The organism is Devosia subaequoris, from assembly GCF_014197055.1.
GTDB lineage: Bacteria > Pseudomonadota > Alphaproteobacteria > Rhizobiales > Devosiaceae > Devosia > Devosia subaequoris.
In genome coordinates, this window is record NZ_JACIEW010000003.1 from 381,643 (window position 1) to 394,872 (window position 13,230).

Below are 13,230 nucleotides of genomic sequence, written 5' to 3' on the forward strand. Positions count from 1 at the left end.
CCGCCGCGGGCCATCGGCCCGCGGCATTCAAGGAAACTTGCAATGCAGGCTTTCGCGAAGCGCGCTGCTTTCCTGCTCGCCCGTACCACCGAAATTCTGGCGACGCTGCTTTTGATCACCGTCACCGCGCTCAATCTCACGCAGGTCGTGGGCCGCTATGCCTTCAGCATAGGCTTTAGCTGGACCGAAGAACTGATGCGCTACCTGATGATCTGGCTGATGATGCTTGGGTCCGTGGCCGCCATCTATCGGATCGAACACATGGGGGTTGAGACCCTCGAATCCATGGTAGCACCGCGCTATGCCCCTCTGGTGCGTTCGGCCCTATATTCGCTTGGTGCAATATTCTGCCTTGTGGTGCTGATTTACGGCTGGCCCCTCGCGCTACGCAATGCGGGGCAGGTCGCACCAGCCTCGGGCATTCCCATGATCTATCCCTATCTGGCCCTTCCTGTGGGGTCGGCTCTGCTGCTCATCCAGATCGGACTGTCCTGGTTCGGTGGCTGGGACGAGCACCGCAAATCGCCTGCAGCGGACGGTGACGTGACATGATCTGGGTTGCTCTTTGCGGACTTGTTCTATTGCTGATTGGGGTGCCGGTCGCGTTTTCCCTGGGGCTGGCCGGGTTGGCGGGCGTGTTGCTCGCCGATATTCCGCTTTCCATCGTGACAACGCGTTTGTTCACGGGCGTGGACAGCTTCGTCTTCCTGGCTGTGCCTTTCTACATTCTGGCCGCTGAAATCATGAGCCAGGGCGGCATCACCACCAGGCTCATTGCCATCGCTTCCAGTGCCACGCGAAAGATGCGCGGCGGAACGGCCTACGCCAATATTGGCACATCCGTTCTCTTCGCAGGCATTTCCGGTTCTGCCGTGGCCGACGCGGCTGCGCTGGGCAGGGTCTTCATGCAGGAGATGCCAAAGGAAGGCTACTCGCGGCCCTATGCGGCTGCGGTCACGGTCGCCTCCTCGATCATTGGCCCCATCATCCCACCATCGGGCCTGGCCATTCTGATTGGCGCGGTCACGGGCGTATCCATCATTGATCTGTTCCTGGCGGGTGTGGGACCAGGCATCCTGCTGGGCTCTGCCTGCGCGGCCATCGTTTTCTTTGATGCCGTCCGGGGACGCCTGCCGCGCCCGCGTGTCGCCGACCAGCACGGGCCCCGCTGGCGCATGCTCATCGAGGGCGTCGCCGTTGCCACACTCCCGCTGATCATTGTCGGGGGTATGGTCATGGGCGCCTACACGGCCACCGAAGGTGGTGGCATCGCCGTAGCCTACGCAATCTTCCTCTCAGTGGTCGTCTTCAGAAAAATGGACATGGCCGGCCTTTGGCAAGCGTTTATGCGTGCCGCTCGCACCTCGGCGACGATTTATCTGTTGGTCGCCGCGGCCACCATTCTGTCCTATGCGCTCAATCTGCTCGGCATCTCCGGTTTTGTGCGCGAGGCGGCGCTCATATTTCAGGATCAACCACTGTTTTTCCTGCTTGCCCTGTCCGTGCTGATGCTCATTTTAGGCACGTTTCTCGATATCGGGGCGGCGATCCTGATATTCATGCCGCTGGTTATGCCTGCTGTCATCTCGCTTGGCATCGACCCACTCCAAGCCAGCATGATCGTCATGGTTACACTGGCAATCGGTCTGGTGACGCCTCCGGTGGGCGTTGTGCTGTTCGTCATCATGCGTGTGGGCAACATTGGCATGATCCCGCTTCTGCGAGCTCTGCTGCCCTTTCTGATCGCTCAACTCTTAGCCGTCGTAATCCTCTGCCTCGTCCCTGAAATATCGACCTGGCTACCACAAACTCTAAATCCCTGAATGAGGCCGAAGTGAAGATAACTGCCGTTCAGACGGTGGTCGTGAATGCGATCCATCGCAATTGGATATTCGTCAAGGTACTGACGGACCAACCGGGCCTCTACGGGTGGGGCGAAGCCACACTTGAGTGGAAAACACGCGCAGTGTGCGCCACGATCGAGGATCTCGAGCCCTTCGTGATCGGTGAGGACCCCACCCGCATCGAGCATGTCGTGCGCCGCATGACCGGGTTCAGCTTCTGGCCGCTCGGCGCTATCGGACTAAGCGCTGTTTCGGGAATTGAACACGCCCTTTGGGATATCAAGGGCAAGGCGCTTGGCGTCCCCGTCCATGACCTGCTTGGCGGGCGCGTACGTGACAATGTGGCTGTGTACACCCACCTGCGCCGCGCCAAGATCGGCGCCCAGGTTCCCACCACCGACGTCAACGCGTTTTGCGACGCGGTGCAGGAAACCGTGGAGATGGGCTACAATGCCATCAAGCTCGGCTTCGTCCCCTACACTGGATATTCAGCTCCCCTGCCCGACGTTCGCCACGTGGAAAAACTCGCGCATGCGGTCCGCGAACGCGTAGGCGACGGCGTCGAGATCATGACCGATTTTCATGGCCGTCCGGATAGCGTGGAAGCAGCGCGCGCCTATATCGATGCGATCGCCCCTATCAAGCCGCTATTTGTGGAAGAGGCGATTCAACCTGGCGATGCCGGCGCAATGGCCGAACTGGCGCGCCAGGTGGCATGCCCTCTGGCAACCGGCGAGCGCCTTTTCACGCCGCGAGAATTCGCTGATCTCGCTGAAAAGCGGGCTGTGGCCTATATCCAACCCGATCTGGCCCATTGTGGTGGCCTGACCGGTGGTCGAAAGATCGCCGCCATTGCTGAAGCCGCCCATATGGGGGTCGCGCCGCACAACCCGATGGGGCCGGTGGCCGGCGCGGTCGCATTGCACTTCGACCTCGCCACGCCCAACTTCGTCATCCAGGAAGAAGCCGTTGGTCTCGTGCCATGGTTCCGCGATATCTGCACTCAGACTTATCCGCTCGACATGCAAAATGGGGTATGGGGCGTGCCCGACACGCCCGGCCTGGGTATCGAGATCGATGAAGCTGAAGCGGCACGACATCCGTTCGCGCAGGAAGAAATCCCCGCTCTCGAAGCCATTTTGCCCGACGGGCGCATCGCCAACTGGTGAGTTCACCGATCGGAATAGACTGTGAGGGCGGCAGTGGACCTTTCGGTCCACGCCCTCTCGCGGACGTCCTCCCGATGTAGCGCTTCTCAACCGGGGGATGGAAGACGCCTGCCGTTCTCGTCAAACACGAGAGCACTGGAAGGCTTGAAATCGAACGCAACTATCTGGCCGATGGCAAATTCGTCCTGACCTGGCAAGACCGCCGTAATCTCGGTCGTGTCAGCAAGCGACACCCGCAGGATCGTCTCATTACCGAGCCGTTCCACGAGGCGCACTTGTCCATTCAAGGGCCCGTTTGGCGCCACTCTCAAATCATGCGGGCGAAGACCAAGGGTCAAGCTGGCGCCCGCCCAAGCACCTCGGTTGAGAGCCAGTGCTGATGATAGTTCTGCCGAAGAGACGTTTCCTTCTGGCCGGGATGTTAGCTCCAGAAGGTTCATCTTGGGCGAGCCAATAAAGCCGGCCACGAAAAGATTGGCGGGATTATTGTAAAGCTCAAGGGGCGAGCCGACCTGCTGGACCACGCCACCATCGAGGACGACGATCTTGTCGGCCAGGGTCATGGCTTCGATCTGGTCGTGGGTCACGTAGATCATGGTGGCGCCGAGATCGTTATGGAGCCGAGCCAGTTCCATCCGCATGTCGCCGCGCAGGGCAGCGTCGAGATTGGAAAGCGGTTCGTCGAACAGGAACACATCGGGTTCGCGCACAATGGCACGGCCGATGGCGACGCGCTGGCGCTGACCACCTGAGAGCTGCGCCGGCCGACGATCCAAGAGGTGTTCCATCTGCAGCACTTTGGCGGCATCCCGGATTTTGGCATCGCGAATTGCCTTCGGCGTGCCGGCCAGTTTCAACCCGAACCCGACATTGTCGTAGACGCTCATATGTGGGTAGAGCGCGTATGACTGGAACACCATCGCCACGCCGCGATCACGCGGCTCGATATCGTTGACCACGCGGTCGCCGATTGAGACTTCACCGCTGGTGATATCTTCAAGCCCGGCAATCATGCGCAGAAGCGTGGATTTACCGCAGCCCGAGGGACCGACAAAGACCACAAATTCTCCATGGGCGATATCGAGATCGACGCCCTTGATGACCGGCACATCGCCGTAGTTCTTGCGGACAGACCGCAGAGTGAGACCTGACATATTTGGTGGACTCCTGTTAGCCCTTCACCGCGCCCTGCATCAGGGCAGCGACGAACTGGCGCTGGAAGACAAGAAACAACGCCACGGTCGGCGCCAGAATGAGAAGCGAGCCGGCGCAGAGCAGCGGAATATCGGTGCCCCACTGGCCCTGGAAGGCGCCGAGAGCACCCGCCATGGTGCGCTGCATGGGGTCCTGCACCAACACGACCGGCAGAAGAAACTGGTTCCAGGTCCAGAGGAACAGGAGGATGGTCAGCGACATGATGGCGGGGCGTGCCAGCGGCACCTGCACGAGCCAGAATTCCTTCCAGCGGGTCGCGCCATCAAGCTGGGCGGCTTCGGTCAGGTCATGGGGCACATTGAGGAAGTGGGCGCGCATCCAATAGACCGAGAAGGGCATATAGAGCCCGATCAGCGGCAGGATGATTGCAAAGCGCGTGTTGAGCAGGCCGAGCGCCCGCACCTCGTAGTAAAGCGGGGTAATCACGGCCTCGAAGGGCAATGTCAGGCCGAACACGAAGACTAGGTAGAGCCATTTGTATTTATTGCTCGTGAGCTTGGCCAGGCCATAGCCGGCCATGGTGGCGATCAGCACGGACAATGGCACGACGCCGAGCACGATCAGCGTGCTCGACAGCAGCAACTGATCCATCCTGGCCACTTCGAAAGCGCGGACGAAATTGCTCCATTGCGGGTCGCTCGGCCATTGCAGCCCGTTGGGATAGGTGCCCTGCGGCGCCAAAGCGGCCGAGAGCATGGACAGGAACGGCAGGAGCGTGATGATCATCAGGACGATGATCAAACCGCGAGCGATCAGGGAATTGGGGGATGCGGTCTTCATTTCTTGTCCCGCGTGAACCACTGTACAGGAGCGATGGAGATCAGCACCAGGACCATCAGCACGATGGCCAGCGCCGAGGCGAGGCCGACTTGCCGGTGGGCGAAGGCCAGGCGGTAGATTTCAAGGCCCGGCACGGTGGTGGTGATCCCCGGCCCGCCCTGGGTGGAGATATAGACGATGTCGAAGCTGGCGAGCGCGGCGATCACGGTCACGGTGATGCAGACGCCGATCTCCTGGCGTAGGCCCGGCAGTGTGATGTAGCGGAATTCATGCCAGGGGCGTGCGCCATCGAGCCGGGCGGCCTCATAAAGGCTGGGATCGATCTTGGTGATGCCGGTGACAAGCAGCATGGTGCACAGTCCCAGCAGGACCCAGGCGCCGATAACGCCGACGGCGGGCAGTGCCCAGACGAAATCACCGAGCCAGCCGCGTGCCCAGCTCGATAGGCCAATGGCTTTCAGGGTCTGGTTGACCAGGCCAGTGGAGGCGAACATCCAGCTCCAGGCGATACCGGCCGCAACCAGCGGAATGACTTGGGGCAGGAACAGAACAGTGCGCGTGATGGTGCCGAAGCGCCCGGCCATGTGACTGCGAATGGCGGCGGCCACCGCCAGTCCGAGCAGCACCGGGATCAGCGTGAAATAGAGGACGAGCTGAAAGGCGTTGCCGATGATCTGCAGCAGATCGCTATCAGTCAGCACAGTCACGTAGTTGCTCAGCCCGTAGAACTGGGCTTCGCCGATGCCGTCCCAGCGCAGGAGCGAATAGTAGATGCTCATGCAGAGCGGAGCGAGCACGAAAGCCGCATAGGCAATGAAGGCCGGCGCAACGAAGAGCCATGCCGCCATTCTGGTCTTGCGGCTCCCCCGCGAGGGGGGGAGCCGCACTGGTTCTGGCTGAGCGTCCGGAGGGGACGTCGTGATATCAGTCATGTTTCATTCCGGCCCGCTCAGGGGCGTTGGGATCCAGGCTTAGCGGGAAAGCTGGGTCTCGTATTCTTCCTGAACGGCTTCAAGCAGGCCCTCGGGGGTCTGCTGTCCACCCACCATCTTCTGCAATTCAGGGGTCCAGCCCGCAGCGAAGATGGCACCGGTCGCATTGGCGATAAAGTCCATTGCACCATTGTCCTCGGCAAGGGTCTGGCCAGCGGCCAGCGAGGCTTCAGTCACCGAGCCGGGTTCAACGGCAGGCATGGGCAGATCGGTCGGACCACCAGGGTTGGAACCACCGACGGCAACATTGATCTTGCGGGCTTCTTCATTGGTGGCAACCCAATCGAGGAAGAAGGCAGCGCAATCCGGGTTGGCAGCGTTGGCGGCAATGCCGAAGGTTAGCGGGGCGGACATGGTGGCGTGACGGCCATCTTCTTCAACGCTGGGCATGATGAAGAAGCCGAACTTGCCGGCGGCATTGGCGTCGAGATTGCCAGACTCCCAGTCGCCGTTGAACATGAACAGACCCTCGCCGCCGATATAACGGCTCATCATCTGGAAATATTCGATGGCGTTGGCGTCGGAGGGGAAATAGCCTGCCTTGATCCAGGCATCGAGGTGCTGCGCCGCTTCGAGATTGTCGGGCGTGTTGATGGTCGCGCCTTCCTTCTGGAAAATCCAGTCATTGATCGGCTCGGGCGCGCCATAGGCCCCCATCAGGTTCTGCAGGGGGAAGGCCAGGCCTGCGGTGCCCTTGTTCCACTGCATGATCGGCTGAATGCCGGCTTCCTTGGCGGCGGCCATCAGGGCGTCCAGTTCGGCCAGGGTCTGAGGCGGCTCGGTCATACCGAGCTGGTCGGCCAGCTCCTTGTTATAGAAGACGCCGGTCATGGAATAGTTGAGGCCCATGGCGTAGAGCGAACCGGTGCCGCGGGGGCGGCCACCCTCTTCGACACGCAACTGCACCAACTGACCCGCAGGGAATGCGTCCCAGCCGAATTCGTCGAAATAGCCATCCAGATTAAGCAGCAGGTCGTTGGCTACCAGGTCGGTCAGCGAGGGCAGACGGATCAGGTCCGGCGCATTGGCCTCGGACAGGATGCGCGGCGAGTTCTCCATCATATTGGCGAACTGGTCTTCCTTGATGTCGAAGGTGACATTGGGGAATTGCCTGGTGAACTCTTCGGCCAGCTGCCTTGGCAGCGGGAAGCCGGTTTCGAAATAGGAATTGAGCACGACCGGGTCGGTGCCGCAGCTCGGTGCGGCCAGGGCCGTACCGGCCGTTGCGGCAATGCTGAGGCTCAGGGCGGCAATGCGAAGTGCGTGGCGGGTTGTGTTTCTCACGACTACCTCCTCCAGGGTAAGATCTGCAGTGGATGTTTCCGTCTGCTAAATGGATTTAGCGCATGGGCACAAAGCTGAGTCAATATGCGCTTTGTGCCCGGCGCGACGACTAGATAACCTGACGCAAGGCCGAGATGATCCCGGTCGCACGCTGGTCTTCCGGCCCCATCATCCAATTGGTGACAAAGCCGAAACCGATCTGGCGCGCGGGATCGGCGAAACCAACTTGTCCCCCTGCACCATCATGCCCGAAACAGCCGTCGCCGAGATAGCGCCGCGCTTCGGAATCAAGCTGGAAACCATACCCCCAGCGGGAATATGGCGGATCGCCGCCGAACACCGAGATGCCCTCGCTTTGCGTGCGGGTGGCGGTAGCAATGACAGAATGATCGATCAGGCGGATACCCCTTGTGTGGACCACGGTAGCCGACCAAATTGTCGCCAATGCCTTTGCCGTTGCAACGCCCCCGGCGCCGGGAATCTCGGCGGCACGAATGCGCTGGCAATTGAAGCCGCCCTCATCCGTGACCAGATCGGCCGGCAATGCGTCGCCGAGAGTCATGGCCTTATAAGGCCAGTTTGGCGCTGGCTTTTTAGCCTCCTCTGCCCAGAGCGTAGATAGTGGCGCACTGACCTGTAGATGGGCGGCACGGTCTGCCTGGGCGTCGGGAAGCCCGATCCAGGCTTCGGCTTTTAGAGGATCCGCGATCAGCTCGCGAAAATATGTGCCAGCAGACTTGCCGGTGACCCGGCGGACCAGTTCTCCGGTCAGCCAGCCATGGGTCAGCGCGTGATAGGCGTAGCCCGTCCCGACAGGCCAGAGCGGCCCCTGCGCGGCCATCACCGCCGACATGCGGTTCCAATCGACGATGTCATCCTCGGTCAAATCTTCACGCGGGGCGGAGAGCCCGGCCTGATGCGCCAGCGCCTGTCCGACCGTGATATCAGCCTTCCCCGCCTGCGCAAATTCAGGCCAGTACCGGGCGACGGGGGCGTCGTAGTCAAGCTTTCCATCCTGCACGAGGCGGGCAATCAGGATCGACATCAGCCCCTTGGTGCAGGAGAAGACGACTGACGGGGTATCCTGGGTCCAGGTGCGTCCGGTGCGCTCGTCGGCAATGCCGGCCCAGAGATCGACAATGCTCTGCCCGCCAATGGTGACGTGCAAGGCGCCGCCCATTGTGGGGCGAGCAGCGAAAGCGGACGCAAAGGCGTCTGCCACAGGTTCGAAACCGGGCTCGACCGCGCCATGCACTTTAATCGTCATTGCGGGCTGACCTCAAGAAAACCGTCTACACCGGTGGTGATGGGCAAGGGATCGCAAATGCCGCCTTCGAAGGCGCCATCCGCGGTGACATTATTGAATGCCAGGAGCCAGGGCTTGCCCTGCCGGTCCTGGGCGATCCTGCCGGCGTAAAGACGCTCGTCTACCAAGAGCCGCGCCGCGGCAAAATCGACCTGCCCCGGCATGTCGCCGACCGGCAGGCTCCAGATTCCACCCGTGCCCCCTGCCCTGTGACCGCACAGCTTGGCAGCGTCGCAGCAGAAGACGATATGGTTCTGGCCATCGAGCTTGATGACCTGGAACACTTCGAGATGAGCGAAGCCTGAGCCGGATGCGCTCAGCGGCGGCTCGACTGACCAATCGGCGAGATCGGTCGAGGTCGCATGGGCCATGCCCCCGCGATCGGGTTCCGAACCGTCCTTGCCTCGGGCGGTGACCAGCATATGCCAGCGCTGATCCGCCTGGCGCCAGAATACCCAGGGGTCGCGCCATGCCTCTTCGGGCCAGGACGAGGTACCCAGGGTTTCGTAGTAACGGCCATCAGCGACGCAAATTGCGCCGGGATGCTTGGTCCAGTCGAACAGGTCGGGCGATGTGGCCACGCCGATCGACTCTACATTGGCGCTGCTGTCGGGGGAGAGAAAGCGCGAGCCGGTATAGAACATGCGCCAGAGCCCGTCCGGGCCGCGCACCACGCTGCCGGTCCAGGTGGCGCTGCCATCGAAGCTGCCAGGCGCGCCAGCGTCGAACACCTGGCCGTGATTGGTCCAGTTGCGCAGATCGCTCGAGCTGGCGTGACCGATGCGGGCATTGCGGTGCCGCAGCTCTGGATTACCAAGCGATTTGGGCGCATGCAGATAGAACATGTGGTAGCGCTCGCCATCGTCAGCGAGCCAGAAATCCCACACCCAATGATCCGGCAGATGAAACGTCAATCCTCAAGCCCCTTTCCGAGGTCTTCGCAAAACACACAGCAATTGCCGCTTTGCTAAATCCATTTAGCACATGCTATGATGTGCATCGCTTGTCAAGCGGGGGGCGCATGGCTATCCAGTCGAAAAGCGATAACCCGACCGTTGAGGGGACCAGAAGCCTTTGGGAAAGAAGCGTGTAACACTGGCGGACGTGGCGCGTCTGGCCGGTCTGTCAACAACGGCGGCCTCGATGATTCTGACGGGCCGGCCGGACACGCGCCTGTCGCCCGAGGCCCACAAGAAGGTGCACGACGCGGCGGCGAGCCTGGGCTATCGGCCCAATGTGGCGGCGCGCGCGCTGCGCACAGACAAGTCGCGCTCCATCGCCTTCATCTCGGACTATGTGGCGACAACCCGTTTCGCCAGCGGCCTTATTCGCGGCGCTCTGTCGGCGGCAGAACAGGCCAAGCATGTCATGCTGGTGCTCGAAACCGGGGGCGAACCGGCGCGCGAAATCCAGGCGGTGGAAACTGCCCTCGACCGGCAGGTGGACGGCCTGATCTTCGCCGCCATGCGGGCGCGGGAAGTGTTTGTCCCCGACCTGGCAATCAATGTGCCGGTGGTGATGCTCAACGGTACGAGCGCGCGGTTTCCCATTTCGGTGCTGCCGGCAGAATATGAGGGCGGACGCAGGGCCGTGGAACTGTTGGTGAGTAGCGGCATCACGAAGGACATTGTCCTCCTGGGTCATAATGCGAAGCAGGAAGAGGGCTTGTTCCGGTCCGAGACGATCTCGCGTCGGTTCATGGGCATTCGCGACGCGATGGCCGATGCCGGCCTGACCTTTGCGGCCGAGTTGAGCTGCTGGAACTGGGAACCGAATTTTGGCTACGACCTGACCCGGAAACTGCTCAAGACGCAACGTCCCCGCGCGTTGTTGTGCCTCAACGACCGTCTGGCCTTCGGTGCCTACCAGGCGCTTGGCGAGGCCGGCATCCGCACTCCGGAAGACGTTGCGCTGGTTTCGTTCGATAATGACGAGTTGGCCTCGTATTTGCGTCCGGGCCTGACAACGATAGGCTTGCCACACGAGGAAATGGGTAGTCGCGCCGTGGAACTGCTGCTCGCGCCCTCCCGGATCCCGCAGACCAACCTAATCGACATGCCCGTTGTGATGCGAGGTTCACTGCCCCACAATTGCTCATAGACGAGTGTCGCGCTTCGTTGCCGTCGACCAGACCGGTGACCCCGAATGTCCAATGAGCTTGATGGCCTCTTGTCGGTCCATAGCAGGCCCAAAGGCTGCACTCATACCCATGCAGCCCAATCCGATGGCCGAAACTTCCAGGCCCTGACCCAGTGTGCGCTTCTTCATGTCTTTCTCCTCAGGCTTCCGGAATCTCGCGACTGAAAGCTTCGAGCGTGATGTTGTCCGGCACAGGTCCGCCCCTCTCATTCGTGTTCAACGCGTCTATGGCTGCCAACTGGCCCGCTGCAAGTGTGAAGTCAAAGACGTCGAAATTCTCGGCGATACGCGCCGGCTCGACCGACTTGGGGATCACCGAACGTCCTTCCTGCACGCCCCAGCGGATCATCACCTGCGCTGCCGATTTGCCGTGAACCGCGGCGATGTCCAGGATCGTCGGGTCCTCGAGCGTGCTTTTTGAAAAGCCCGGACGGTAGAATGTAATGCCGCCGATCGGTGCCCAAGCCTGCGTCAGGATGCCGTGCTTCTTGTTTAGCGCCTGTAGCTCCGGCTGCCGAAAATAGGGGTGGACTTCGATCTGATTGACTGCCGGAACGATCTCAATCTCGGGCAGGAACCTCTCGAGGTGCTCGGGCATGAAATTGCTGATCCCGATCGCCCGTACCTTGCCATCGCCAAGCAGCGTCTCAAGGGCACGATAGGCCCCCAGCGTCCGCTCGAAAGCCGAAGGGAGCGGCTGGTGAAGGATAAGTAGGTCGATTTGCTCAACGCCAAGCTTGCCTGCACTTTTGGTGAAGCTGTGCAGCGTTTCGTCGTAGCCGTAGTCGTTGATCCAGATCTTGGTTTCGATGAACACCTCGGAACGCGCCAAGCCGGAAGCCTGTATCGCTTCACCGACGCCACGCTCATTGCCATAAGCGGCGGCTGTGTCGACATGGCGATAGCCAACACGCAGGGCCTCGGCCACGGCGATCCGGGTGTCAGCCGGCGGGGTCTGAAAGACACCGAAGCCCAGTGCGGGCATGGCGACGCCGTTGTTCAATGTGATGGTCGGAACCGTCATGTTCGCTCCTTTGATGGCAATGCCTTCGTGACCTGCAAGATAGCCCTGCCCAACCTCGGAGATTAGGCGCTATAATCTACACCGGCTTGTTAGGAGGACTTCAAAATCGCTCGTGCTGATTTCAATGACCTTGCGGCCTTCGCCGTGATTGCCCGCGCGAAGAGCTTCACACGGGCTGCGGCCGAGATCGGGGTTTCGCCTTCGGCACTCAGCCAGACAATACGATCGCTTGAAGAGCGGCTGGGCTATCGTCTGCTGACCCGGACGACGCGCAGCGTTTCCACCACGGAGGCAGGCGAACGCCTGCTGGCCGCCGTTGCTCCACGCTTTGAGGAAATCGAGGCCGAACTTGCCGCCCTGGGCGAGCTCCGCGATCGTCCGGCCGGTTTGGTGCGGATTACCTGCAGCGAGCGTGCGGCCGAAACCGTATTATGGCCCAAGCTGGCGTCTGGCCTCGTCGAGTTTCCAGACGTCAAGGTCGAGCTATTCGTCGACCACAGCTTCACCGACATTGCCGCCCAGCGGTTCGACGCGGGTGTTCGGCTGGGGGAGAGCGTTGAAAAAGACATGATCGCCGTGCGGATCGGACCAGACATGCGCATGGTGGCCGTTGCGTCGCCAGCCTATCTGGCCAGTCGCCCAGCTCCGGCGACACCGCAGGAACTGGTAGCGCACACCTGCATCAATCTGCGATTGTCGTCCGGCGGCACTCTTTACGCCTGGGAGTTTGAGAAGGATGGGCGCCCCCTACGGGTCAAAGTGGATGGACAGTTCACCTTCAACACGGTCCGTCCGATGATCGGTGCGGCGCTGCAGGGGTTTGGGATTGCCTACGTTCCCGAAGACAGCGCCCAACCCCATCTTGCGGCTGGGAAGCTCATCCAGGTGCTGGACGACTGGTGCCAGCCATTCTCGGGTTTCCACCTCTACTACCCAAGCCGCCGACAAATGAACCAGGCCTTTGCGCTGGTAATCGACCTGCTTCGTCACAGGACAAGATAGGCATGGTCCGCGCTAAGGCGGATGCGGCCAATGTCGGTACCATGCCAGACCTGGCCGACCGAATTTAGGAAACAGGGAAGCTCGCCAGAAGGACCGATGTGGGGCGCGTTGCTGCCATTGCAGCTAGCAAAATTCCGCACATTACGGCCCCTACCCTTACAAATGCTAGCTAGCTAGCATGATGGCGCGCCGGTCGGAACAAAACTGCGAACACCTATTGCATTGAAATCAATAGATAACTCTGCACCGGCACTGATCCCATGTTCCCGGCCTCCCCCCGAAAGTCCGGTTCGAGGCCGTAAGCGGATAGTCGGCTTTAAGGTGGGAAAGCAACTTAGCTGCCGTTCGCACTCAGGACAGCGCGCTCCGCGAACATTTCGGATCGTGTCCCATAGCGTGGTGTAGCTGAGGCTGGGCCTCGAGGCTTTTCCGGCATGGGCCGGGCTGATCAGCGGGCTATGCCTGGCAGGCTGAC

At 61.1% G+C, this 13,230-nt stretch carries 12 protein-coding genes and 1 pseudogene; 5 read left to right on the forward strand and 8 right to left on the reverse strand.

The genetic code is table 11. The features are described 5' to 3' along the window. Window positions 1-42 precede the first annotated feature (42 nt). The 3 genes from GGR20_RS08620 to dgoD are packed head-to-tail and all read left to right on the forward strand — an operon-like array spanning window position 43 to window position 3,013. On the forward strand, window positions 43-552 hold the full coding sequence (locus GGR20_RS08620) for a TRAP transporter small permease (protein WP_183310838.1): 510 nt from the start codon (window positions 43-45) through the stop codon (window positions 550-552). Continuing rightward, entirely contained in the window at window positions 549-1,823 is a 1,275-nt protein-coding gene (locus tag GGR20_RS08625) for a TRAP transporter large permease (RefSeq protein WP_183310839.1), read from the forward strand. Before GGR20_RS08620 ends, GGR20_RS08625 begins: the two co-directional genes overlap by 4 nt. Window positions 1,824-1,834: 11 nt before the next feature. Next, window positions 1,835-3,013: a galactonate dehydratase gene (dgoD, locus tag GGR20_RS08630; RefSeq protein WP_183310840.1), complete on the forward strand. Its 1,179-nt coding sequence runs from the start codon at window positions 1,835-1,837 to the stop codon at window positions 3,011-3,013. Window positions 3,014-3,099: 86 nt separating this feature from the next. Here the strand turns inward: dgoD and GGR20_RS08635 are convergent, their stop codons facing one another. From GGR20_RS08635 to GGR20_RS08660, 6 genes are all read right to left on the reverse strand, one after another. Continuing rightward, window positions 3,100-4,167, reverse strand: a complete 1,068-nt coding sequence (locus tag GGR20_RS08635) for an ABC transporter ATP-binding protein (RefSeq protein ID WP_183310841.1) — start codon at window positions 4,165-4,167, stop codon at window positions 3,100-3,102. 16 nt (window positions 4,168-4,183) lie between these two features. Continuing rightward, on the reverse strand, window positions 4,184-5,008 hold the full coding sequence (locus GGR20_RS08640) for a carbohydrate ABC transporter permease (protein WP_183310842.1): 825 nt from the start codon (window positions 5,006-5,008) through the stop codon (window positions 4,184-4,186). Further along, window positions 5,005-5,856 carry a carbohydrate ABC transporter permease gene (locus GGR20_RS08645; protein ID WP_210283123.1) on the reverse strand — a complete coding sequence of 284 codons (852 nt, stop codon included), beginning with the start codon at window positions 5,854-5,856 and terminating at the stop codon, window positions 5,005-5,007. The genes GGR20_RS08640 and GGR20_RS08645 overlap by 4 nt, the downstream gene beginning before the upstream one ends. A 123-nt stretch (window positions 5,857-5,979) precedes the next feature. Beyond that, window positions 5,980-7,284 carry an extracellular solute-binding protein gene (locus tag GGR20_RS08650; protein WP_210283124.1) on the reverse strand — a complete coding sequence of 435 codons (1,305 nt, stop codon included), beginning with the start codon at window positions 7,282-7,284 and terminating at the stop codon, window positions 5,980-5,982. Window positions 7,285-7,393: 109 nt separating this feature from the next. After that, window positions 7,394-8,551, reverse strand: coding sequence for a serine hydrolase domain-containing protein (locus GGR20_RS08655; protein WP_183310844.1), 1,158 nt, complete (start codon window positions 8,549-8,551; stop codon window positions 7,394-7,396). Beyond that, window positions 8,548-9,504 (reverse strand): glycoside hydrolase family protein, encoded by a 957-nt coding sequence (locus tag GGR20_RS08660; RefSeq protein ID WP_183310845.1) that lies wholly within the window; start codon window positions 9,502-9,504, stop codon window positions 8,548-8,550. Before GGR20_RS08660 ends, GGR20_RS08655 begins: the two co-directional genes overlap by 4 nt. A 160-nt stretch (window positions 9,505-9,664) precedes the next feature. Between GGR20_RS08660 and GGR20_RS08665 the strand changes: the two genes are divergently transcribed. Beyond that, window positions 9,665-10,690: a LacI family DNA-binding transcriptional regulator gene (locus GGR20_RS08665; RefSeq protein ID WP_183310846.1), complete on the forward strand. Its 1,026-nt coding sequence runs from the start codon at window positions 9,665-9,667 to the stop codon at window positions 10,688-10,690. A gap of 51 nt (window positions 10,691-10,741) precedes the next feature. On the opposite strand, the pseudogene GGR20_RS08670 reads toward GGR20_RS08665, so the two are convergent. Then, window positions 10,742-10,858 (reverse strand): annotated as a pseudogene (locus GGR20_RS08670) (aldo/keto reductase); the annotation flags it as partial. Between the two features lie 10 nt (window positions 10,859-10,868). Next, the gene (locus GGR20_RS08675; RefSeq protein ID WP_183310847.1) at window positions 10,869-11,753 is read right to left on the reverse strand and encodes an aldo/keto reductase; all 885 of its coding nucleotides are present in this window, start codon (window positions 11,751-11,753) and stop codon (window positions 10,869-10,871) included. 105 nt (window positions 11,754-11,858) lie between these two features. Here GGR20_RS08675 and GGR20_RS08680 point away from each other — a divergent pair, with 105 nt between their 5' ends. Continuing rightward, window positions 11,859-12,755 carry a LysR substrate-binding domain-containing protein gene (locus tag GGR20_RS08680; RefSeq protein WP_183310873.1) on the forward strand — a complete coding sequence of 299 codons (897 nt, stop codon included), beginning with the start codon at window positions 11,859-11,861 and terminating at the stop codon, window positions 12,753-12,755. Window positions 12,756-13,230 lie beyond the last annotated feature (475 nt).